We start from the raw sequence: 23,941 nt of genomic DNA, 5'->3' as shown, positions 1-23,941 counted from the left end.
TGTACAAGTATACAAAACACCTATTTTTAAAGGCCTGAAGAGTAGGGTGGATGGTAATTGTTGAAATTTAAGACTTTCTTAAAGCTTAATATTATAATGAGTTTATAAAGTAGTCATATTTTTGACATACAAGTATTAATAGTAATAACTGGCTACTTAATTAAGGTTTTGTATATGCGCTATAAAAGGTTAGTTAAAGGTAGTTGAGTTGTGCGCAATTTGGTGAGCCAGCAAGTATTTTTGAAATTGCTCAGTTGCTAGTGGTTTACTATATAGGTAGCCTTGTAATAACTCACAGCGTAATCCTGATAAGAAGCTCAATTGTTGGTTAGTTTCTACACCTTCAGCAACTACATCCATACCTAAGTTGTGGGCGATAGTAACGATAGTGGCTACCATGTTTCTTCCTTGCTCTGATACTTCTATGTCGTCAACGAAGGCTTTATCTATTTTTAATGTGTTAAGAGGGAATTTTTTCAAATAAGCTAAAGAAGAGTAGCCAGTACCAAAGTCATCTAGGGACAAATGTATACCCATAGCTCTTATTTGTAACATGGTATCAATGGCTGTTTGAGGTGAATCCATAACCGTGCCTTCGGTTATTTCTAACTCTAAGTGCTTAGCAGGCAATTGACTTTCTTTTAAAATATTGGCTATTTGTGCTACTAGGTTTGCTTGAGTGAATTGTACTGCTGATAGGTTTACCGCTACTCGTCCATCAAATAGACCGGCATCAACCCATTTTTTGGTAGCAAAACATGCTTTTCTTAGTACGATTTCGCCGATATCTATAATTTGCCCTGTTTCTTCAGATACAGGTATAAATACGACTGGGCTTACAACACCTTTGCTTGGAGTCTCAAATCGGACAAGTGCTTCCATACCAGCAACTTTCCCTGTAGAAATCTCAATTTTAGGTTGATAAAAGACAGAAAAAGCATCTTCCTTTAAACCATGTCGTATTAAGTTTTCAATTTGTAAGCGTTTTACTGCTTGTTTATTCATTGAGTCACTGAAAAATTGATACTTATTACCACCACTACCTTTTGCGTGATACATGGCAGTGTCGGCGTTTTTTAGTAATTCGTGCCCGGAATTACCATCTTCGGGGAAGAGAACAATGCCGATACTACTGTAGAGTACTATTTCTTGGCTCTTTAATTTAAAGGGTTGAGCAATCGCCGCCAAAATATCTTTAGCGAGGGTGGTGATGGTATGAATATCATTTGTACCTTCAATAATGATACTAAATTCATCTCCACCTAAGCGATAAACGGTATCTTGCTTTCTACCTAAATTGAGCATACGTTTAGCTACTTGGCATAAAATGCTATCACCTACTTGATGCCCCATAGAATCATTAATCTTTTTGAAGTTATCTAAATCAAATACCAATAAAGCATGGTTGATATTGTTTTTAACTAGCCGAGCTTGATTTGCTTGGAAAAATGATCGATTTGGTAAGCCGGTTAATGTATCTGAACTCGCTAACTTTCTAAGCTCTGCCTCAGTTTCTTTTCGTTTGGTAATATCTGAAAATACCCCAACAAAATGTGAGATATTGCCACTTTCATCATGAATGATATCGATATTTAAATAGGTTAAATATTTTTCACCATTTGCTCGGATACTTTCTACTTCACCGCTCCAGCCACCTTGAGTTAGCAAATGTTTCTTAATGTTTTGGCTAAAGCTATTTGGGTATTGTGTGAAAGTCATTGAACGACCAAGCATTTGAGTTTTACTTTTACCTGTTATTCGTTGAAATGCTTTATTAACATCGACGGTAATAAATTGGCGATCATAGATGACGACAGCATCTGATATGTTTTGTATGCAGCGAGCAAACAGCTTTAAGCGCTCTTCAGCTCTTTTTATATGACTAATATCTTTGAGTGTACCTGTCATACGTGTAGGTTTATTGTTTTCATCACGTTCAACTATTTTGCCGCGATCAAGAATCCAAATCCAACGATCATTTTTATCTTTAACACGATAAGTGGCCTCAAAGTGTTCATTATGACCATTTAAATGCTCACTTAGAGCATGCTTAACGCGATCTAAATCTTGATGATGGATATTAGTTTGTGCCTTGGCATTTCGGGTACTATCTTGCGGGAATGCTAAGTTATTCCATGTGTTGGTGTGATAAACTTTATCTGTTTTGATATTCCAATCCCACATTTCATCACCACTTCCCCATAAGGAAAGCTTAAGTCGTTCTTCACTCTCTTTAATTTGAGCGTTATATAATTGCTTATTTCGGAATTGTTGTACTACATACACTAAAAATAACAATGAGAGTAGGGTATAAACAAACAATGCACTGCTAGATAACCACCAAGGCGGTAATATTTTTACGTTAAGCTGACTGGTTTTTGAATACTCAGGGTAGTTTACATCATAAGCTTGTACCTCAAAGGTATAATCTCCAGCGCTGAGGTTAGTGTATGTAGCTCTGTTGTTGTTATAGCCAGTGTCAGTTGCAGCATCTATCCAGTTTTTTTCTAAGCCTAGTAGTCGGTATTTATATCTTATTTGTGAGGGCAGCTTAGGGTTGGGAGATACAAACTCGAAACTGATAGGAGATTGTTTATAGGCAAGTTCTAATAATGCTGTAGAGTTTAAATGAGTAGCTATAGTAAATTTATCATTATTTGTTTTTTTATAGTTAGGCTCTATAGAAATTTTTTTATTTGCTACATATAAATTAGTAAATAGAGGAGGAGAGATAATTTGTTGAATTTGTAATATATCATCGGGGTTAAACTGGTAATAACCAGTAGGACTTCCAAAGAACATAAACCCTTTCTTTGATTTTAATGCTGAATACTCAATAAATTCTGGATTAGAAACTGCAAAATCATCACCAAAGTTTATAATCTGGTGGCTTTGGGGAGATATAGAAGTAATTCCAGAATGAGTGCTAACCCAAGCGTTTTCTATTTTATCTATTAAAATAGATGATATATGGTTATTCCTCATGCCGCTATCTTCACTAAAAATATGAAAACCTTGTGTTTTCCTGTTTATTAGCACAATGCCTTGTGACTCAGAGCCTAACCAAATCCAATTATCACTTACAGCAATATTAATTGTATTTATATTCGATAATTCAGTATGTTGGTGATTTAAAAACTGTTTAAATACTATTTCTTTAGTATTAAATGAATAAATATTGTTTTTTTGAGTAGTTAACCAAATAGTATTCTTACCATCAGTTGTAATACTGGTAAGTGATATGTTTGACTTTATTTCATAACTTTTAAACTGTTTAGTCTTGGTATTAAATTGAGTCAATTTACCTTTTTTATTGAGAAACCAGAGGTTATTATTTAATTGGTGAATAGGACGGTTGTCTGAATATTCGGCGTTATTTTCCCATTCTTTATATTCAATTAATATATCTTTACTTTTATTATATAAAAATAGTTTATCGGTATATGAACGCAACCAGACATCACCATTTTCACCTGCAAAGGTCTGATATATATTATCAGTTAAAGTTAGAGGTGACTTCTGTATAGCATTTTCATTAGATGAAAGAAAATATAAACTTTGTTGTTCTGTTGCCATCCAGATTAAATTATCAGTGGTTTCAGTAAAAGATTCAACACGATAATTTTGCTCTCTATTTCCTGATAGTCCATGATAAAACAATGCGTTTAATGGTGAGTATTTGTTTAATCCGCCCCCATAACTAGCAAGCCACATATTACCATTACTGTCCTTGTACATATCCATGAGCCAGTTTTCACTGAGGGAGTTTATATTATTGCTTTTTTGATAGGCACTAATGGTATCGTCTAATAAGTTAATAGTGTTTAAACCATCGTGAGTTGCTAACCATACATGGGTATCATCATATTGAGTAATAGCGCGGATATTGTTAGAAAGAAGCGATTGGTGGGCGAGGGGATTGTCAGCCGATAGGTGAGAGAGTAGTTTATAGTCATTGTTAACTATAAACAGACCGTTATCAGTTGCTAACCAGTAACGATTAGCGATAACTTTTATGTCAAATAGCGCTTGAGCATCTATGGTTAAATCGTAAATGTTATCTTCTTTTAATGATCCTAAGTAAGCTAAGTTTTTATTGATAAGGTGGATACCATTATCATAAGTACCAAGCCAGTAGTTTTGTTGTTTGTCTTGAAATATGGTTTTGACTTCTCTGAATATATTGTTGTGACCACGTATATCAATGCGTGTGATAAAAGGTTGAAGCTTTGGATTGGTGATTGCTATGGTATGTAAACCTTGAGTTGTGGATATCCACAATAGCCCTTTTTTATTGTTGTTGTTTTGTTCTTGATAAATATCCCATATAACATTATCTCTAAGTGAATTAGCATTGTTGGCATCATGGGTAAAGTTATCAAAGTTATCTAATTCAATATTGTAACGACTTAAACCATTTTCGGTACCAACCCATAGCGTGTTATCACTATCGATAAAGATTTTTCGAATAACATTGTCGGCAATGGAGTTTTTGTCATTGATATTATGGCGGTACGTCACAAAATTACTGCCATCGTAACGATTTAAACCATCTTCTGTAGCAAACCAAATAAAGCCTTGATGATCTTGAGTGATACCAAAAACATTGGAATTTGAAAGACCATTAATAGCGGATATGTGGCTGAATTTTAATTGCTGCTCGACTGAGTCGTTATCAGGTGAAGTGACATTCGTTGCGAAAACAGGCAGTGATAATGATGCAATGCAAAGAATTAGGAAAAATGTTAGCTGTGATAGATTATTGTGCTTAATAGCAAATCCTTTTCGGGTTACCGTTAAAATAGAACAAAGCTTGGAAAAGTTTAAAAGCACAGCTAAACCTGAATCAAAAAAAGAAATAGTATTATTACTTGTAAATACATGACTATTTAAAATCATGCCTAGCCTTAAGTCAACTGAGGCTTAATAGTTAGTTATCGGCACTAGTCAGCTTATCATTAGTATTTTCTTTTACTTTTTGTAATAAAATCATCAATATCAGTGATTACTTTTGTGGATGTATCTATCTTGTTTATTATTTCATTTATTGCTGGTTTTTTGGGGGTAGAGGTTAAAATAAGCCTGTCAGGGGTATTTATTGTCATCAATTGCTTTTCAATAAAGAATATTACTTGCTCAAAATTGAGAGATAAGATTGCTTTAAGCAGGTTATCTTTATTAGAAAAAGTGTGATCTTTATTACAAATAGCAGCCCAAAAACGTTGGCTTTTGATTCTTAAATTACTGTCTTTTTCTTCAAGTTGTCCAGCTAAACCTTGAATCAAGTGTGACCAATTTTCTTCAGTTATTTCTTTAAGCATGGATAAACTATTATTAATAAAACTATCAATAGCTTTTGTTAAATCTTTTGCCTCGATATGAGGTGATTGAATATAAAATGCGATACCAGGATAGCGATTGATAGGAACATAGCCAACCCCGACAATGTAACCATATTGTTTTTCTGTTCGCATCTCTTGAAAAAAGAAAGGGGATAAAAGGTGGCTAGTTACCATAGTTAAGGCAACCATTTCATCATCTCTCGTTGGTAAAGGCTTATAAACTACAGCCGCATGATCATGTTCAGGAATCTCCATGGGTAAATAGAGTGTACCATGATCAGAAAAATCAATTACAGGGCACTGCACAGCATATTGCTCATGATAATGTCCTTCAAAAGCATTCTTTATATGACCTGAGATAAGCTGTGCATGTTCTAGTAGCCAGTTTCCGTGGATGAGCGCTTCGAGTGTTATTTGTTGAAATAACTGTTGGCAAAACGCTTTGTAATGCATGAAATCAATGTTAGTCAATGCGTTAGCAAGAGCTTCAGCATTTGGGTTGTTAGGTTGAGATATTGAGCTCAACGTTGAAAACAATTGCGAGATTGATTTACTTTTATCAGTATTTTGCCAATGACTAATTAATTGCTGTTTAAATAAATTAAAATCTTGCTCATTTATATCGTTAATATGCAAACTGCTTAAAAGCTTTTTCAATAGTGAAGGTTGGTTTTCACTAATACCAGAAATCTGTAGAGTAATACCTCCTTGATGGGCATATAAGTGATAATGAATACAAGCAAGCTCAGCATCATAATTCTCTTCGACAACAGTATTAGTATATAGGTCGACAAACAGCCGTGTCATGGCAATATTTTCTACGCTTTGAATAGAGTATGGTGAGTCAATACCAAGATATATGTATCCTTTAGGAACTTTAAACGTAGTGTCTTGTTTAAACCAAATGGCTAAACCGCTGGCCTCTTCAATTTTTATCGGTACTGTTTTTGGATTTTCATTTTCATAGATATGCGGGTTACCAACAATATAAGGGTTAGCTGCTGGCAAAAATAGCGAACTGTTGTTGGTTGCTTTAGTGTTCGGGCTAGCTAGCTTTTGCCATTTAGTTAATTTTCTTTTACTAATTTTCTCAACATGATAGGGCACCTGATACCAAAAGCTAGTTTTTGAAAATGTGTTATTAGAACTGACATGAATAACTCTCATGTTATCGGCATTTAAGTAACTTAGTAGCTGTTTAACATTATGATGATTCATGCCCGACATGATGTAATCCCCAAAGATGTAGTCTTCAACTGGGTAATGCTGCATGTTAATCACCAACTGATTAACATTATCTAAGGGGCGAGTTTTTTCATGATAGTTAAAGGAAAGTTCGGCAATGGCTTGCTTTTCTTTGTAGTAATGTTCAGGAAGTTTGTCAGCGTTCAACAAGCCTATATAAGCAAAGACAATGGAAATAATGTCGTCTATATGATCTTCACCATATTCCGTTAAGCTTATACGTATATTAAAGTCTTTAAAGTTAGAACCATTAATGCCTGAGCCAGCAGTTAAACCCATTGCCCATTGCTTATGTTTTAAATCAGCTAATATACTTCCTTGGCCTTCATGTCCTAGTAAATAAGCCAATATTGATTCTGGTTTGTCTTGATAATATTTATCAATACTTTCCATCGCAAAGCTAATAATTAATTGCCTATCATCTTTAACTGGGCAAACTTGAATGGCAATGCCTTGGTGTTCGGGTAAATAAAGTGGCACTGATATTTCAGGAAGTGGCGTCTTGGTTGTTTTGATACCAGAAAACATTTGCTCGGCCAGTTCTGTTAACTCAGTTAATGCTTGTGGTCCTTCAATAGCCAAGGTCATATAACTTGCTTGATAATAGGTATCAAAAAAGGCTTTAATTTCTGACACAATACTTTGATTATTTCTGTCTTCAAGGGTGTCAACATTACCAACAGAAAATTGAGAAAAAGGATGCTCTTGGTTGATGGTTTCTTTATGAACATCATAAAGGCGACGAATATCATCTTTGAGTTTTAGCTTAAATTCTGCGTCAATATTTTTTCTTTCTTTTATAATAAATTCTTCACTTAATAATGGCGCTGTGAAAAATTGGCTAAAACGATCGAGAGCCCCATTAAAATGTTGGTGGTGAATATCAAAATAGAAGCAGGTATGCTCAGTGGCTGTCCATGCGTTGTTTGATCCACCGTGTTGGCTTATATATTTTTGATATTCGCTACCGTCAGGGTATTTTTCTGTACCCAAAAATAACATATGTTCGAGAAAATGTGCCAAGCCTTGTCGGTCTTTGGGATCATTAAAGTGACCAGCATTAACAGCTAAAGCAGCTGCAGATTTGTCAGACTCATTATTATGAATCAGTAATACCCGCAAACCATTATCTAAGGTGAGTGAGTGATATTGTTTAGGATCATTTGGGCTTTGCTTCAACGCTTGGCTCCTGAGCTTGAGGGCGGTAAATCATACTTAGCTTTATTTTTACAATAGGTTAACTTATCTAATTACCATATGGAATAACAAGACTTTCTTTATTATTAACAGTTAATTTCAAAGGCTGGTACATTCTATTACTATAGTCACAAAAGATAATGTGTGTGATTTTATCTGGTTAATTTAGTTGAGCTCAGTAATGAACCCAGTAAGTAAAACAAAATATAGAGTCATACTTCTCCGCTTTCTATTATTATGAGTAGTTAATGCAAATTTTTATTATGCGCCATGGTGAAGCAAGTAATCAAAGCTTTACCTCAAGCAATAATGATGCTTTAAGACCCTTAACCACGCTAGGTGAAAGGGAAGCAAAGCAAATGGGACAATGGTTGTCGAAGAATATCAAAGCGCCTATTGAAATATTTGTTAGCCCTTATTTACGCGCTCAACAATCTTGTGAACATGTAGTTGAACAACTTGTTAACTGCGGTTTAAGCTTAAGAACACCACCAGTCACTTTAGATATAATTACCCCGGCTGGTGATGCCCAGCAAGTTCACGACTTTATTGATGGTTTAATTGCACAACAGCTTGAAGATGAAAAAGATATTTTGTTAGTGTCTCATATGCCATTTGTTAGCTATTTTATTGCTCAGATAACAAAAACTCAAAATATGCCAATATTTTCAACAGGCTCTATTGCACAAATTAATTATGATAAAAAATCGATGCAAGGTAAGTTGCTAGGCTTGTTTTCACCGGAAAAGTGAAAATGCTTAACTAGCCCTCAATGTTTAATTAGCCCTTATTGAATTTATCTTTTAACTCAATTAAGGCCAATATTGCGCCATTCCCCCCCCATTCAAGTGGTGCTTGGTGAAATGCCATGACATCAGGGTGTTGAACTAACCAATGTGGCACTTTATTCTTTAAAACTCTTGAGCCAATACCGTGAATGATGCAAATGCATTGGGCATGTTCCTTTTGACAAGCATAGAGTAATGCCGCTAGCTCTTTTTTTGCTTGCTGCTGATCTAAACCATGTAAATCTAAGATGAGATCAGGTTGATAATAACCTCGTCGTAAGTTTTTCGCTTCAAAGCTATCAACGTCACTTCGTACGTACTTTACAGGTCCTTCGGATGATAAATCAGGCTCAAACTCATCTGAAAAGTGAAATTGTGCTAATGCTTTAGTCGATTTTTTGTCGTTATAGCGTGTTTTGGGCTTGCTGGTTGTTTTTTCAAAGTGTATTGTGTCAGCCATTATCGGCTTGACCTTGCCTATTGCTTCTTTAAAAAGCTTTTTATCGTCTACACTAAGTAGTCTATTAGGTGTATTTTTCTTTTTCATGGCGGCAGTGTAAAAATATCTGTAGCCCTTTACAAGAAGATTATAAAGAGAAATACACATACATTTATATATTTAGGAATACCTGTTGTGAATAAGTTAACTTCTGTAACCAGCCAATTACACACAGTTGCCGATTATTGTCGTTATGGTGCCACCTTATTTAACCAAGCTGATCTTTTTTATGGTCATGGCACTGACAATGCCTTTAGTGATGCCTATACGTTAATAATGTATGCATTGTCACTGCCCTCTGAAGTCAATAGCAGTTTAATGAACTGTCGGTTAATCGAAACAGAAAAAGAAAATGTACTTGCTTTATTTAATCGCCGAGTTGAAGAGCAAATTCCTGTTGCGTATATTACTAATATTGCTTACTTTGCTCAGTTACCTTTTTATGTTGACGAACGTGTTCTTATCCCACGTTCACCTATTGGTGAACTCATTGAGCATCAATTTTTCCCTTATATAGCAGCAAATAAAGCACCGAAGAGAATATTAGATTTATGTACCGGTAGTGGCTGTATTGCTATTGCTTGCGCAAGCTATTTTAATGATGCAGAAGTTGATGCTGTAGATTTATCTGTCGACGCCTTAAATGTTGCACAAATCAATATTGAAAACCATGGGGTTAGTGAACAAGTTATTCCAATTCAATCTGATGTTTTTTCTGGGGTTGAAGGGCAGGTTTATGATTTAATTGTCACTAATCCACCTTATGTTGATCAGCATGATATGGACACTTTGCCCGAAGAGTACTTGCATGAACCTGAAATGGGCTTAGGTTGTGGTTCAGATGGTTTAGATATCGTTAGAAAAATATTAGCAGAAAGTGCTTCCCACCTTAATGACGGTGGCTTACTCTTTTGTGAAGTGGGTAACTCAGAAGTGCATGTAAAATCGCTATATCCTAATGTACCTTTTACTTGGCTTACATTTGAGCGTGGAGGACATGGTGTATTTATGTTAACTAAGGCACAATTAACTGAATTTTCAGCAGTATTTTCTGCTGCATTAAATAAATCAAATTAAAATATTTTAAAGAACAAGCGCTGGAGTAATAATGTCAGGCAATACTTTTGGAAAATTATTTACCGTTACCTCATTTGGTGAAAGCCATGGTTTAGGCTTAGGGGCTATTATTGACGGTTGCCCACCAGGTTTAGAACTTTGTGAGGCAGATTTACAAGTTGATCTTGATAGAAGACGACCTGGCACATCTCGTTTTACCACCGCCCGTAATGAAGCCGATCAAGTAAAAATTATGTCTGGGGTATTTGAAGGCAAAACGACAGGGACACCTATTGGCCTTGTTATTGAAAATACGGATCAACGTTCAAAAGATTATGGCAATATTGCCAAAAGTTTCCGTCCAGGGCATGCAGATTACACCTATACGCAGAAATACGGTTTACGTGATTATCGAGGTGGTGGCAGATCATCAGCAAGAGAAACGGCTATGCGTGTTGCTGCCGGCGCTATTGCAAAAAAATACTTAGCCCAAAAATTTGGTATGAAAATTCAAGGTTGTGTCACGCAAATTGGCCCAATCAACGCAACGTCGGAAGATAGTTCGCCATTAGATATACAAAGCATTGATTGGGCAGGTGTAGAATCTAACCCTTTCTTTTTTCCAGATAAGACCAAAATAGATCAATTAGATGAGTATTTGCGTGGCGTTATTCGCACTAAAGACTCTATCGGTGCAAAAGTGTGTGTAGTTGCAGATAACGTACCTGTAGGTTTAGGTGAGCCAATCTTTGATCGTTTAGATGCTGACATCGCCCATGGCTTAATGAGTATTAATGCGGTTAAAGGTGTTGAAATTGGTGATGGCTTTTCTGTCGTTAATCAACGTGGTTCAGAGCATAGAGATGAATTAACACCAGAAGGTTTTAACACTAACCATGCAGGTGGTGTATTAGGTGGGATTTCTTCAGGGCAACAAATCATTGCTCATTTAGCATTAAAGCCGACATCAAGTATCGGTGTAAGCGGTAAAACTGTCGATACAGCAGGTGAGCCTATGGATATTATCACCCGTGGTAGACATGATCCATGTGTTGGTATTCGTGCTGTTCCTATTGCTGAGGCTATGTTGGCATTAACGTTAATGGATCACTACTTAAGACATAGAGCACAAAATGCTGATGTAGTTTGTGATACGCCGGTGATCACTGATAAATAACCATATAGTGTTATGGATAAAGTTTTAGGGTAAATAAGGAATTAATTTTGACATTGTTTACCCGTCTTTCTTCTAGTTATTTTTTTTATTTTGCCATTCTTGGTCTAGTTTCCCCATACCTTTCGGTGTTTCTTGACACCAAAGGCTTTAGCTCATTAGAGCTAGGAGAAATTTTCGCCATCATCACCGCTACTAAAATTGTTGCGCCAAGTTTATGGGCTATTTTAGCTGATAAAACTGGACAACAACTTTTCATTATTCGTTTAGGCGCCGCCTTTGCGTTCATAAGCTTTGCTTTGTTGTTTTGGTTAAACAGCTATTGGCCTATTAGTTTTTCGTTGGCGCTGTTTAGTCTTTTTTGGACTGCAGTTTTACCTCAACTTGAAGTGTTGACCCTAAACTCTGTGAGGCGAAGTAGTAAAATTTATGGTCGAATTCGTTTATGGGGAAGTTTAGGTTTCATTGTTTTAGCACTGTTTGCAGGACAGGTGATGGAATATTTTCCAATATCATCTTTTCCTTTTTCATTTTCGCTTATGGGTAGTGCTATTTTATTATTACTATTTATTTCAACTTTAACCATTAAACCTCAACAGAAAACCAAAAAGATAAAACAAGCACCTAAGGCGATTAAAGCGAAATTGCTAGAGTTAGGTTTTATTGTTTTTTTTGTTTCTGGCATGCTATTACAAATAAGTTTTGGGCCATATTACGGCTTCTTCGCGCTTTTTTTACGTGATTTATCCTATTCTGGTTTCACCATTGGTTTATTGATTTCTTTAGGTGTCATTGCTGAAATCCTAGTTTTTATCTATGCAGGTTTTTTCTTTAAAGCGTTTAGCTTAAAGCAATTATTAATCATCAGTTTAGGGTTAACGGCATTACGTTGGTATTTAGTCGCAGTATTTGCAAACTCAGTTTGGATTTTAACGTTAACTCAGCTATTACATGCCGCAAGTTTTGCTCTTTACCACAGTGCAAGTATGTTATTTATTAGCACTCACTTTACGTCGTGTCAGCAATCACGAGGGCAGGCTATATACTTAGGTGGCGTTTACGGGGTTGGCGGTGCTATTGGCGCCTATTTAGCTGGCGTGTTATGGCTTGATGGAGAGGGTGCGAAAACAACGTTTGTTGTGGCGAGCGCTATCGCCTTATTAGCTACGCTGATCATGTTTTTGTATAAAGATAAGGTTTATAACGAAAAAAGCCCAGTCTAAGACTGGGCAAAAAACAAAACTAGGGAAAACATGAAGTTAGGTGTTAGCTATTGTTAAGTAAGCTTTTACCGTTGATGGCTATTTTTCTTGGTTTTAATGCTTCAGGAATTTCTCGTTGTAAGTCAACATGAAGCAGGCCATTCTCCATAAAGGCACCAATAACTTTAACATGATCGCCTAATTGAAACTTTCGCTCAAAGTTACGTTCAGCTATACCTTGGTGCAAGAATTTTCTATTGTTGGTTGTTTTCTCATCACTTGGCTTCTTAGTACCAACAATAATCAAACTACTGTCTTTTGATTCGATATCAATATCTTCTTCACTAAACCCTGCAATTGCCATAGTGATTCTATATTGATCTTCTGCAAGTAGCTCAATGTTATAGGGAGGGTAAGAAGACTGTTTGTCGGCGCGAGAGGCTTTATCTATCAAACCTGCTAAGTGATCAAAACCGATAAATGAACGATATAATGGACTGAAATCTGTAGATGTACGCATAATAAGTATCCTAATAAATAGCAATAATTTTTGTGTGCCTTTCTCAGCTTAATTAGCAAGCTTCAACGAACAGGCGGTTAATTAATACCTAGCGAAATTAAAAGTTTAAACGTTAGGTATTATGTAGCCCCTTACGGCGACTACATAATTAAAGGTGGGGATTAGGATTTACTTTTCAAGGAAAAAATAAATAAAACCTTTAAGTGGTTGAATTTAAGGTTGTTTTTCTTCTATTGTTTTATCTGTCTGCTCAGCTTGCATGACAATGATAGGGGCAATATCTTTTACCGTGCTTAATGCTTTAGCATAATCAGGATGCTGTGAAATGTTAGCCACTAGCTCTTTATATTTTATCTTTCCTGTCTCATCAATTATGAAAATAGCGCGTGTTAACAAGCCCATATCCTTAATAATCAAACCATATTTAGCGCCAAAATCACGCCATACAGAATCAGAAAGAACTTTGATTTGCTCTACATTTTCAACTTTACAAAAGCGCTTTTGCGCAAAAGGAAGATCATTACTGATGGTGAGTAGGGTAATATTTTTAGGTAGTTTGCCACTTTCTTCATTGAAACGTTTTGTTTGTAGGGAGCAAACACCCGTGTCTAAGCTTGGTACAACTGAAATTAATAATGTTTGACCAGTAAAGTCACTCAGTTGCACAGGTGCGAAGTTTTTGTCGACTACCTTAAAGTTAGGTGCCTGTTCACCAACATTAACTTGTGTGCCTAATAACGAAACATACTTACCATTAGCTTTGACTAAGTTTTGTGTTTCGTTAAGTTGATTAGGCGTTTGTGTATTAGCCATTACGCTAAAAGTTGAGAATATACTTGTTAAAAATAATGTAAATAAAGTGTTATTAAAAGTGGATAATTTCATCATTAATTGGAATAATTAGACTATAAAAATTTAGTTTATCGTTTTTCTTATTAATTTTCTTCATTATTTTCTATTAAGTTGATGTTGGAAAGTCTATTCTTGATAGTAATAAGTCTACTGCTTCATCATTGTACTGAGGAACATGCCTGTTTATGTCAATTAATTTACTAATTTGTGATGATTCTAATATGGCGCGCAAACAACTTGCGCGCTCTTTACCAGATGGTTGGGATGTAAATATTAGTTTTGCTACTAATGGTGTTGAAGGAATAGAAGCTATAAAAGCTGGTAAAGGGGATGTGCTGCTACTTGATTTAAATATGCCTGAAATGGATGGCTATCAAGTATTGGAAACTATTCTAAAACAAGATTTACCCACGTTAACGATTGTTGTTTCTGGTGATATTCAACCAGAAGCTCATAAAAGAGTTACAAGCTTGGGTGCGTTGGACTTTATTAAAAAACCTGTTAATAAAGAAAAGCTGACAGAAGTATTATTGTCTTATGGCGTTTTTGATAAAAATGACACCATAGATAGTCAGCCTCAGCAAACAACTGCTGCTCCAGCAAAAAAGCCAGCGATTGAGAAAAAGCCTGAAAAAGCACCCTTAAAAATTACACCGGTGAGTGTTTCAGCGCCTGCATCTAATACTGAGTTAACATTATCTAATGATCTAAGAGATTGTTATCAAGAAATTGCTAATGTTGCTATGGGGCGAGCAGGGGATTTATTAGCACGCTTGTTAGATGTTTTTGTCGAATTGCCAATTCCTAATGTTAACTTCATCGAAGTGAGTGAATTGAGTATGGCGTTAAAAGATGTTGAAGCCAATGAGAGTACATCAGGTATTTGCCAAGGGTTTATTAGCGCAGGCATTTCGGGTGAGGCATTTCTAATACTCAATGATTCAAGTTTTAAAGATGTAGCCTCACTACTTAATTATCAATATCAGGACGATATGGGGACGGAATTAGAGCTATTGATGGATCTTGCTAATGTACTCATTGGCGCTTGTTTAAAAGGGGTATCAGAACAGTTAGATATTGATTTTAGTCAAGGTCATCCTGTTGTCTTAGGGCAACATCGAAAAATCTCAGAATTGATTTCCAATAATGCCTCTAAGTGGAAAAAAACATTAGCAATTGAGATTAGCTATAGCATTGAAAATTATCCAATAAAGTGTGATTTGTTATTGCTCTTTACGGAGCGTTCAATGCAAACATTAAATAATAAACTCTCTTATTTACTTGAATAAGATAAAACTAGTTTTAGTTAACATTCGGGATTATTCATGTCGTTAGAAACTACACAATTAAATGAATTACACTGGTTGATGGAAATGTTGCATAACATTGATGTTGGCTTAGTTGTGGTAGATAAAGAGTACAAAGTACAAATATTTAATGGTTTTATGGAGAATCATAGTGGTTTTCTGCCTAGGGAAGTAAAAGATAAATGTCTTTTCGATTTATTTTCTGAAGTACCGCAAGATTGGTTTGAACGTAAAGCTGAATCAGTATTCTTATTAAAAAATAAAGCTTTTACTATTTGGGAGCAACGTCCTTATTTATTTAAGTTTGATAGCTATCGACCTGTAACTGGTAATGCTGATTTTATGTATCAAAATACCACGTTTATTCCGTTACTATCTTCTACAGGTGAAGTCACACACTTATGTTTATTAGTTTATGATGTAACTGATAATGCGGTGCATAAATTAAGCTTAGAAAAAGCTAATGAGGAATTAGCTATTTTAAGCCAAACGGATGGTTTAACTAAACTATTTAACCGAATCCACTGGGAAAGCTGTTTGCAGGCTGAATATAAACGCTGGACACGTAGTGAACATTCAAGCTCGTTAGTGATGTTAGATATCGATCATTTTAAAAATGTTAATGATAGTTACGGCCATATGGTTGGCGATGAAGTCATACGACACCTTGCGGCATTGATCCATGAACACGTAAGAGAAACCGATATTTCAGGGCGTTATGGCGGTGAAGAGTTTGCAATTTTATTGGCAGATACTGATTTAAAAAGTGCCTATGTTTTTGCTGAGCGCCTACGGAAAAAGGTCGAACAATCTGTTGTGAAATATAATGATATTGAGCTTAATTACACAATTAGTATAGGGCTTGCAGAAGTTGAGCCTTGTATTAGAAATTATGAAGCATGGTTAGAATGTGCTGATGCTGCGCTATATCGCTCCAAAGAAAACGGCAGAAATCAAGTGAGTATGCATCCCAAACAGAGCTAATCTACACAAGCTATCTTCCAAAATTAAAAGGAGTATTCAATACTCCTTTTTTAATCGTTTTTGAGGAAGTTAGTAGCTTATACCAAGTTGATTAAGTTCTTTCCCACTCAGCGAGAATTAAAAGGCTTAGAGGCAAGGCATTGATTGAAGATAATGGTTATTCAGGAGAATATGCTCCTGCATTCTCTAATAAGCTACATCCATGTAGCGTCCTTGTCAAAATCAATAACGCAGCATGTAAGCCTTTTAAACTCGCCCTTTGGGAGCTTTCGATGCCCACTAACTTCGTTAAATTTATTTGATTTAGAATGACTAAACCTAAACAAATTTGCCTTGTTATTGAATGGCTCTGAGTAGGGAAGAAATTTAATCAAATTGGTATTATTAAGTGCCAATCATATTTAATCCGCAAACTCGAATAGTTTGACCAGAAATAGCAAAACTTGACTCAGCCCCCAAAAAGGCAATAGTTTCAGCAACATCTATAGGTAAGCCACCTTGTCCTAGTGCACTCATCCTTCGACCCATTTCTCGTGTGAAATAAGGTATTTGTTCCGTCATTTTAGTTTCAATAAAACCAGGGGCAACGGCATTGATGGTGATATTATTCTTGGATAACTTATCTGCCATACTGGCGGTATAGCCAATAATTCCGGCTTTAGAGCAGGCGTAATTGGTTTGACCACCTTGTCCTGCAATACCATTCATTGAAGATAAACAGACAATACTGCCATGATCATTAATAGCATTGTTATCAATAAGCGCTTGATTGATTGCGATAACCGATAATAAATTAATCGCTATGGTTTGCTGCCAAAAATGTTCAGGCATTTTACCAAGTGTTTTATCGCGGGTAATACCAGCATTATGAACAATTAAATCAAAACCACCGTGTGAGTTTGCTAAGTCCGACAGTTGTTCTCCAGCGTCATTAGAGGATACATCAAGTATAATAGCTTTAGCCTGTATTGATTGCATTCGTGCTGTCAGTTCTGACTTCATGGGTTCAATATCAACACCAATTACAAAGTATTTTTCTCGGGCTAGTGTTTCAGCAATTGCGGCACCAATACCTTGTGCGGCACCAGTAACTAAAGCAACTTTAGTTTGGTTAGCACTACTTAGCAATGCAGGTTTTTTTGCTTGGCTATTAAGTGTAAGAACTTGCCCGCTGACAAAAGCAGAGTTTGCGGATAAAAAAAATGTTAATGGGCTTACCAGAGCTTCTTGCAAACTCCTTTCTGCTGACGTTTTATTATCATCTATCATTACAACATTTGCCGTACTGCCTTTTCGTCCTACTTCTTTGGCTAAGCTTTTTGTAAAACCAACTATGGCTTGGCTAAAAGCATTTTGCTCCGGCGACAGTGTTGGACTGGTTGTGTTAGTAATTAATAAGATTCGAGCGTTTTTCGAGAGGTACTTTAAACTAGTGTGCACGTTGCAGTATAAATTGTCGTAACAAATTTCGTCTGTGAAAGTTGTGGCATCAATCACCATAGCATCTATAGATTTTTCAATAATTTCATTATTTAGTGTTAGTGTGCTAATGGCTAATTCATTAATACTTTCTTTAATCGTGTTATTGAAATCATTATTGATGCTGATTAGTAAGACTTTCTCTGGTAATAATGTTGAATGCTCACTTCGTTTAAGTGTTAAAGGCTCAGCAAAGCCCAGTAATGAAAATAGTTTGTTAGTTAATGACATAATATATATCTAGAAGGCATTTTTTTTAGTTTATCAAAATGAGCCGCTTGTTGGTTATTATTTGCAAGGTAAAGTGATTTTGACGGTAACGCCTTTTACACCGTCATTATTGCGGGCACTGATTTTGCCATGATGAAATTGGCAAATTAAGCGAGCAATATATAAACCTAAGCCTAAATGAGGTTGTTCTTGTTCTTTTTCTTTATTTGTGTAGCCTGATCTAAACGAGACCATAGAATCGAATAAACTCTCAGTTAACTGTTCGGGTAATAAAGCACCATTGTTACTGATTAATAACTCAATTTCGTGAGAATTTTGTGTTAGCTCAATGGTGATGATTTTATCTTGGCTAAATTCAACGGCATTGTTTATGACTTTATCAAATAATTGCACTATATGTTCAGGGGAACCATTGAAGTTAAGCGTGGTAATTTCAGTAATTAAGTTAAAAGTATGATCAGGGTAAACCTGTTGATAACCAGCTATACAGCCACTAATAACGGTTTTAAAATCAAATTCAATTTTTTCTGTTGTGGTTAACATTTGTTCCAACCGTGTGGCTTCGCTCATATTGGTTAAAATCAAATTAAGGGTATTAATACCGGTTTGCGCTCTTGCTATATAGGCATTTTTACTATTGCTTATTTGAGCGGAGTTGGAGTTAATATTAGCGTTTGTTGGTTGTTGTGATTGTAATGCTAAACTCTCAAGCGATGTTTTAACAACCGCGATAGGTGTTCTCAACTCGTGGGATAAACGTGATGACATGTTTTCTAAATAATGGTTGTACTCACTAAGTCTGTTTACAGCCGTTGTGAAGCTTCTTGATAAGTCCCCAATTTCATCATTAGCAGTTGAAGGGGACATCTTTCCAATAATACGACCTTGTTTATCGATGGCTTGCTCGGCTTGGTTAGATAAGTTTCGAATTCGTGAAGAAATACGGGTAGCGAAAATAATAAAAGTTAATGCACCCAGTAGCATGATAGCCAAGATAACAGTAAACAACCGCTCTAAAGCATGATTTCTGAGGGTTCTAATGCCGTTAGTGGTCTCTTCTACAATTACTGCACCTTGTACATTTTCATTGATATAAATAGGGTAGGCTGCAGAAAGTACGAGTGCTTTTTTATCTGTGGTTAGTCGCCATTGTGATTTAGCATTACCTGTTAAAGCACTTTCTATATGCTTTCCACTTAAGTGTTTGGCATCATAAAGTTTATCAATAAAGTCAGTTGGCGCTTTGGTCAACAATTTATAATACAAGGGCAGTAAAGCTTGTTGCTTAAATTGGTACCATAAACTAGCCTTTTCAACTTCGCTTATTTGTTGTTCTTGGTTTTTCCACACCCCGCTAGCCGATTTTAAAGAGCCAGCACTGGCAAGTACGCGATGATGTTGATCCACAACCCAAATACTTGAGTTTGTATAGCGCATACCTTTTACAATACGCTCAATTTCTGGTGATGGAACTAGTATTGTGCCTAAGCTTGCTAATTGGCTTGGTTCGGCAGACCCTATAGCTGATACTGCATTACCATTGGTTTGATTCACGTCATAAAATGCAAAAGCAATTTTGTCGCCTAAGTTACTTAATGGTACCCGTAATTCGATATTATAGCCTTGAGGCGTTAGTCGCCAATGCCCTTGAATTTGTGGTGCAGGTTTTGGAATTTGCTTCTCTGTTATTTCAAAAGCTGATATCCAACCAGGCTTTTTGTTACTAATGATAAAGCGATTTAATAAATTATTTTTATCACTAAAAGATAAAGCTAAATGATCATTATTTAAGATGCTTCGGCTATTCTTACCACGGAAAATAACCTGATTATCGACCACCTGAAAAAACAAGTATAAATACTTGTCATATTTGCCAACACTCGCTTTGAAATTTATGGATAAAGGCTCATGAGCAAATAACTGGTGTTTATGATCATAAAAGTGTGCACGTGTAGAAAACTCAGGCCAATCATTATGTAAACCATCAAGGCGAATAGCCTCGGTTAACTGATAACCATATAAATCTTTACCTTGCTTAACAGTAGGTAAAAAGCTTGCTTGATTCTTAAATAAATTTTCACGCTCGTGAAGCGCTGTTGCCAATGCTCTTGCTGTACCAACGAGTGTTTGCTCTTGGCCAAAGCGTAAATACTTTTCCATTTCCCAAACGTATTGATAGCCAAACCATGGAATAACAAACAAAAAACTGGATAAAAGTAGTAGTTTAGTTCGTAATCCAAAACGCCATTTAAATGGTTTAGTAAGCTTTTGTTTAGCCATGTTCACTCGTATTATTGATACTACTTAACCATCTATAGCCCATACCGTAAACGGTTTCGATACAATCAAATTCGCTGTCTGTTTTTAGAAACTTTTTACGAATGCGTTTTATGTGAGAAGTGATCGTGCTGTCATCCACGTAAATTTTCGAATCTGTCATCAGCTGAGTTCGGTTTTTAACATGCCCAGGATGTTTTGCTAAGGCATGTACTAACCAAAACTCGGTAATGGTTAAATCAATAGCTTTATCTTGCCAAGTTATGGTCATACGTTGACTATCAATGGTTAAAGCGCCAGTTTTTGTAATATGCTCATCACTAACCGGTTGTTTAAACGCTTCTTGTCGACGAAACAATGCTGAAATGCGTGCGGTTAAATGGGGGAGGCTGATATCTTTTGTTAAATAATCATCGGCACCAATTCTTAAACCTGACACTGTGTCAAAATCATTATCTCTAGCCGTTAAAAATATAATAGGTAAACTTGCCGATTTAGCTCGTAGCTGCTGGCATAACACAAAACCGCCATCGTATTCTTCATTTAACCCTATATCTAAAATGACTAAATTGGGTAAACGTAAATTAAAAGCTTGTGTAGCTGTCTCTCTATTGGCATAAGTTTGTACTTGATAGCCTTGGCTTCGTAATACATCGGCATAGTTTTCCCGTATAGCCGCTTCATCTTCAACAATTGCAATTCTTTTTGTCATGTCACTTTTCACTTCTTATATAGCTAGAATCGTGCCTGCGATATTTTCATGCTTTGACTATATCTAAATTTTCCCAAAAGCGCGCATAATTTTTGAAATTGCCATTTTGTTGCCACATTTGCCCTTTAATTTTCCTTTGTTGCTACATGTTAATGCCTTTTTGTCGCTGTTTAATAGAAACCGTAAACGAAAAACGTTTTATACACACATGATTAAATAGCTAAACGAAAGAGGAATTATTATGAAAACTATCAAAGATGTTAACTCAGTTATTACTTCGAAAAAATCACCAAGCAAGATGTTAGTTGCTGCCATAGTTGTAACGGCTATAACTAGCACATCCGTATCGGCTTATGACGATATCAACTTTACACAACGTAGTGAAGCCGAAAAACACCAAGCTAAAACAACTAATGAAAATATAGGGTTTGGCACAGGTGCTGTTATCGGCGGTATTGCAGCGGGCCCATTGGGAGCCATTATTGCAGGCGTAGGCGGTGTTTTTATTGCTAAATTTATTAACGTAAATGATGAAAATGAAGAATTAAACATAGCATTAACTCAAGAGCAAGAAGCACAGCGGTTACAACAAGCGAAAATCAAAGATGAATATCAGGCAAAGTTACAACGTGTTGAGTCTGCTTATCAAAAGCAATTAGTTAGCTTAGAAAGTAAGCAACAAACGGGTCAGTTACAGGCTGATAACCTGCTAATGAGTTTACAATTCTCAACCGGCTCAAGTGAGATAGCGCCACATTATCAAGAACAAGTGTCAGCACTTGCTCAAATACTAAATAGCTCGCCAGCAATGAAAATAGACTTGTCAGGCTATACGGATTTAACCGGAGAAGAGTCTATAAACCAAGCATTATCGCAAGCCAGAGTAGAATCAGTGAAAACCTTATTAATGGCACAAGGCGTTGATGAAGAGCAAATTGAAACCTTTGCTTTTGGACAGCAATCACCGGTTGTGGCGAACAACGAGAAAAAAGTAAGCTTTTATGATCGCCGTGTGGTGCTAAAGCTTCACAAGCCAAGCTCACTTGAAAATAACCAAATGGCAAATAACCACTAAGTAAAAGTATTCGCTATAAAAAATATTAGCTCCCAGTCGTTGTGTAATTAAAAAAGGAGGTGTTTATTAGAATTTAAATCCATATCCGTAAATAAAAAATAGTTGTGTATTCAAAGCCTAAGTTATTATTCCTTGCATGATAATTACTTAGGCTCTGTTCTTTTTATGGTAGCAGCACAATTAAAAGTACGTTTGCGACTTAACCACTAAGTTATTTCTGTTGCTAACCTGAAAAGGTTAAGGGTATGACAGATAAAATTGGCACTTTCTTTATCAAAGTTTGATACCGCAATTCCGACGGGGATTGCTTCAATAATTCTAGCAAGATCATAAGCATTCATCTCGATATTGATTAGAGATAAACGTTTTTCTGCGATTTCTTCTAATATACGGTTTTCAATAACTTTGACGACTTCATCTTTTTCGGTATCGATAATATCACTGCAGAGTGAATGTCCGCAGTGAATTAACTCAGAACGAATTAAGCTACTAGTGACACAATCAAAGACGCCTTCACAGCGCTTTAACAGCAAATCTTGCGTTGCTTGCCAAAAATTATCATGCGCTTTTGAATACGCGATAACATCTTGCTTACTTTGAGAGAAGTGATTAACAACAACGGCTCTAAATAATTCTTTCTTAGAGCTGAATTGTTTATGAATAGTCACACGCGAAATTTCAGCTTGGCGGCTAATAGCTGTAATGTTGGCAGCATTATATCCATGACGAAAAAAGCAATCTGTAGCCGCATTAATGATTATTTCAGTAGACTTGAGCAAAATTTAAAACCAGAGCAAAACACAATTGGGCTAATCTTATCGTGATAAATATTGCGGTGCAATATAAGTTTACAGGTTTACTTATTGTGTAAATGTGTAAACCCGTGTTAATATGCCGTTAATTTAAGACTATCATTGATTCGTTTACTGATAGACGCACGATTTGGAGTTATTGTGAGCCGTATATTATTAATTGTTTTAGCATTTTCCTTATTTTCATGCTCAAAACAGGAAGTTAAAAAAGTTGAAATAAAGCCGTTAGTGGTACAGTTATCAGCCGTTAAGTTAGCTTCTAGTGAGCAAAGCTATCAATTTCCAGCTACAGTATCGGCAGTAAAAAATGTAGATCTAAAATTTGAAGTATCTGGCCGCCTAGTTTTTACTGACCTTATTGCGGGTAGCACGGTAAAAAAAGGTCAAATACTCGCGAAAATTGATGCCGCACCTTTTCAACGAAAAGTGGATGAAAGTAAAATTCGCTTTGAGGTTGCCGCTAGAGATTTAAAACGAATAAAAAAGATTTTTGCTAAAAATGTTGCTTCTCAAAGTGATTTAGATGATGCGGAATCCGCATACTCCATTGCAGAAATTGCCCTTGCTAATGCCGAGCAAGACTTAAGTTACACAACAATAAGAGCGCCATTTGATGCCATTATTGGTGAACGTTTCATTGAAAATAATAGTTACATTAATGCTGGAAGCACACTGGCTAACTTGCAAGATCGTTCACAACTATATTTTTCATTTGATGTACCAGAACGAATCATGACCGCCAATGCTCATAATCGAAATGTTGAAGCTACTGCTCATATTTTAGGGCAAGAAGATAATATCTTTTCTATTCATTATGTTGAGCATAAAACCACGCCAGATCCTATTACTCAAACCTATAGTGTTACGTTTGCTTTAGATAGCAAAATCACCAACGCATTTTACCCAGGTTCACGTGCCATGGTTAACGTTAAAGTAAATAAAGACGTTTCTCATTCATTGTTAATTCCTATTAACGCTGTTTCAGGAGATAAAAACGCTGGCTTTAATGTTTGGCGATTTAATCCTGAAACCTCTCAAGTGGAAAAGGTTGAAATTAATATAGCCAAAATATTTGGTGACTATGTGGTAGTAACGAATGGTTTAACAGCTGAAGATAAAGTAGTTTCAGCCGCGGTTAATCAAATGAGATCTGGCCTAGTAGTTAAAGAATATAAGGCTGATTTTTAAT

At 36.0% G+C, this 23,941-nt stretch carries 17 protein-coding genes; 8 read left to right on the top strand and 9 right to left on the bottom strand.

Annotated elements, in window-relative coordinates:
* Positions 1 to 189: 189 nt before the first annotated feature.
* Positions 190 to 4,899 carry an EAL domain-containing protein gene (locus tag AC27GZ_RS11420; protein WP_487095179.1) on the bottom strand — a complete coding sequence of 1,570 codons (4,710 nt, stop codon included), beginning with the start codon at positions 4,897 to 4,899 and terminating at the stop codon, positions 190 to 192.
* 59 nt (positions 4,900 to 4,958) lie between these two features.
* A complete protein-coding gene (locus tag AC27GZ_RS11415) occupies positions 4,959 to 7,766 on the bottom strand; it encodes an insulinase family protein (RefSeq protein ID WP_487095178.1) in 2,808 nt (935 codons plus the stop codon).
* 266 nt (positions 7,767 to 8,032) lie between these two features.
* Between AC27GZ_RS11415 and sixA the strand changes: the two genes are divergently transcribed.
* Positions 8,033 to 8,536 (top strand): phosphohistidine phosphatase SixA, encoded by a 504-nt coding sequence (gene sixA / locus AC27GZ_RS11410; protein WP_487095176.1) that lies wholly within the window; start codon positions 8,033 to 8,035, stop codon positions 8,534 to 8,536.
* A gap of 28 nt (positions 8,537 to 8,564) precedes the next feature.
* On the opposite strand, the gene smrB is transcribed toward sixA, so the two are convergent.
* A complete protein-coding gene (gene smrB, locus AC27GZ_RS11405; protein WP_487095175.1) occupies positions 8,565 to 9,119 on the bottom strand; it encodes an endonuclease SmrB in 555 nt (184 codons plus the stop codon).
* Positions 9,120 to 9,206: 87 nt separating this feature from the next.
* On the opposite strand from smrB, the gene prmB reads away from it, so the two are divergent.
* From prmB to AC27GZ_RS11390, 3 genes are read left to right on the top strand one after another with little or no spacing between them, the layout of a single operon-like run.
* Positions 9,207 to 10,148, top strand: a complete 942-nt coding sequence (gene prmB, locus AC27GZ_RS11400; protein ID WP_487095174.1) for a 50S ribosomal protein L3 N(5)-glutamine methyltransferase — start codon at positions 9,207 to 9,209, stop codon at positions 10,146 to 10,148.
* 31 nt (positions 10,149 to 10,179) lie between these two features.
* Positions 10,180 to 11,304, top strand: coding sequence for a chorismate synthase (gene aroC, locus AC27GZ_RS11395; RefSeq protein ID WP_487095172.1), 1,125 nt, complete (start codon positions 10,180 to 10,182; stop codon positions 11,302 to 11,304).
* Between the two features lie 47 nt (positions 11,305 to 11,351).
* Positions 11,352 to 12,524, top strand: coding sequence for an MFS transporter (locus AC27GZ_RS11390; protein ID WP_487095171.1), 1,173 nt, complete (start codon positions 11,352 to 11,354; stop codon positions 12,522 to 12,524).
* A 43-nt stretch (positions 12,525 to 12,567) separates the two neighbouring features.
* Here the strand turns inward: AC27GZ_RS11390 and AC27GZ_RS11385 are convergent, their stop codons facing one another.
* Positions 12,568 to 13,023: an Hsp20 family protein gene (locus AC27GZ_RS11385; protein WP_487095170.1), complete on the bottom strand. Its 456-nt coding sequence runs from the start codon at positions 13,021 to 13,023 to the stop codon at positions 12,568 to 12,570.
* Between the two features lie 213 nt (positions 13,024 to 13,236).
* Positions 13,237 to 13,836 carry a thiol peroxidase gene (gene tpx, locus AC27GZ_RS11380; protein ID WP_487095168.1) on the bottom strand — a complete coding sequence of 200 codons (600 nt, stop codon included), beginning with the start codon at positions 13,834 to 13,836 and terminating at the stop codon, positions 13,237 to 13,239.
* A 224-nt stretch (positions 13,837 to 14,060) separates the two neighbouring features.
* Between tpx and AC27GZ_RS11375 the strand changes: the two genes are divergently transcribed.
* Positions 14,061 to 15,164 (top strand): response regulator, encoded by a 1,104-nt coding sequence (locus AC27GZ_RS11375; RefSeq protein WP_487095167.1) that lies wholly within the window; start codon positions 14,061 to 14,063, stop codon positions 15,162 to 15,164.
* Between the two features lie 36 nt (positions 15,165 to 15,200).
* Positions 15,201 to 16,166, top strand: a complete 966-nt coding sequence (locus AC27GZ_RS11370) for a GGDEF domain-containing protein (protein ID WP_487095166.1) — start codon at positions 15,201 to 15,203, stop codon at positions 16,164 to 16,166.
* 384 nt (positions 16,167 to 16,550) lie between these two features.
* Here the strand turns inward: AC27GZ_RS11370 and AC27GZ_RS11365 are convergent, their stop codons facing one another.
* Genes AC27GZ_RS11365 through pdsR form a run of 3 tightly spaced genes read right to left on the bottom strand, consistent with a single transcriptional unit; the run spans position 16,551 to position 20,865 of the window.
* On the bottom strand, positions 16,551 to 17,876 hold the full coding sequence (locus AC27GZ_RS11365) for a 3-oxoacyl-ACP reductase (RefSeq protein WP_487095165.1): 1,326 nt from the start codon (positions 17,874 to 17,876) through the stop codon (positions 16,551 to 16,553).
* Between the two features lie 57 nt (positions 17,877 to 17,933).
* Positions 17,934 to 20,156 (bottom strand): proteobacterial dedicated sortase system histidine kinase, encoded by a 2,223-nt coding sequence (pdsS, locus tag AC27GZ_RS11360; RefSeq protein ID WP_487095163.1) that lies wholly within the window; start codon positions 20,154 to 20,156, stop codon positions 17,934 to 17,936.
* Positions 20,149 to 20,865, bottom strand: coding sequence for a proteobacterial dedicated sortase system response regulator (gene pdsR, locus AC27GZ_RS11355; protein ID WP_487095162.1), 717 nt, complete (start codon positions 20,863 to 20,865; stop codon positions 20,149 to 20,151). Before pdsR ends, pdsS begins: the two co-directional genes overlap by 8 nt.
* 241 nt (positions 20,866 to 21,106) lie before the next feature.
* Between pdsR and pdsO the strand changes: the two genes are divergently transcribed.
* Positions 21,107 to 21,940, top strand: coding sequence for a sortase-associated OmpA-like protein PdsO (gene pdsO / locus AC27GZ_RS11350; RefSeq protein WP_487095161.1), 834 nt, complete (start codon positions 21,107 to 21,109; stop codon positions 21,938 to 21,940).
* 206 nt (positions 21,941 to 22,146) lie between these two features.
* On the opposite strand, the gene AC27GZ_RS11345 is transcribed toward pdsO, so the two are convergent.
* Positions 22,147 to 22,719: a TetR/AcrR family transcriptional regulator gene (locus AC27GZ_RS11345; RefSeq protein WP_487095160.1), complete on the bottom strand. Its 573-nt coding sequence runs from the start codon at positions 22,717 to 22,719 to the stop codon at positions 22,147 to 22,149.
* Positions 22,720 to 22,893: 174 nt separating this feature from the next.
* On the opposite strand from AC27GZ_RS11345, the gene AC27GZ_RS11340 reads away from it, so the two are divergent.
* Entirely contained in the window at positions 22,894 to 23,940 is a 1,047-nt protein-coding gene (locus AC27GZ_RS11340) for an efflux RND transporter periplasmic adaptor subunit (RefSeq protein WP_487095159.1), read from the top strand.
* The last annotated feature ends 1 nt before the right edge of the window (position 23,941 follow it).

Source organism: Colwellia sp. SU-HH00943 (assembly GCF_057546125.1).
The sequence above is the reverse complement of the archived record's forward strand: the minus strand, read 5'-3'. Positions and strand labels throughout refer to the sequence as shown.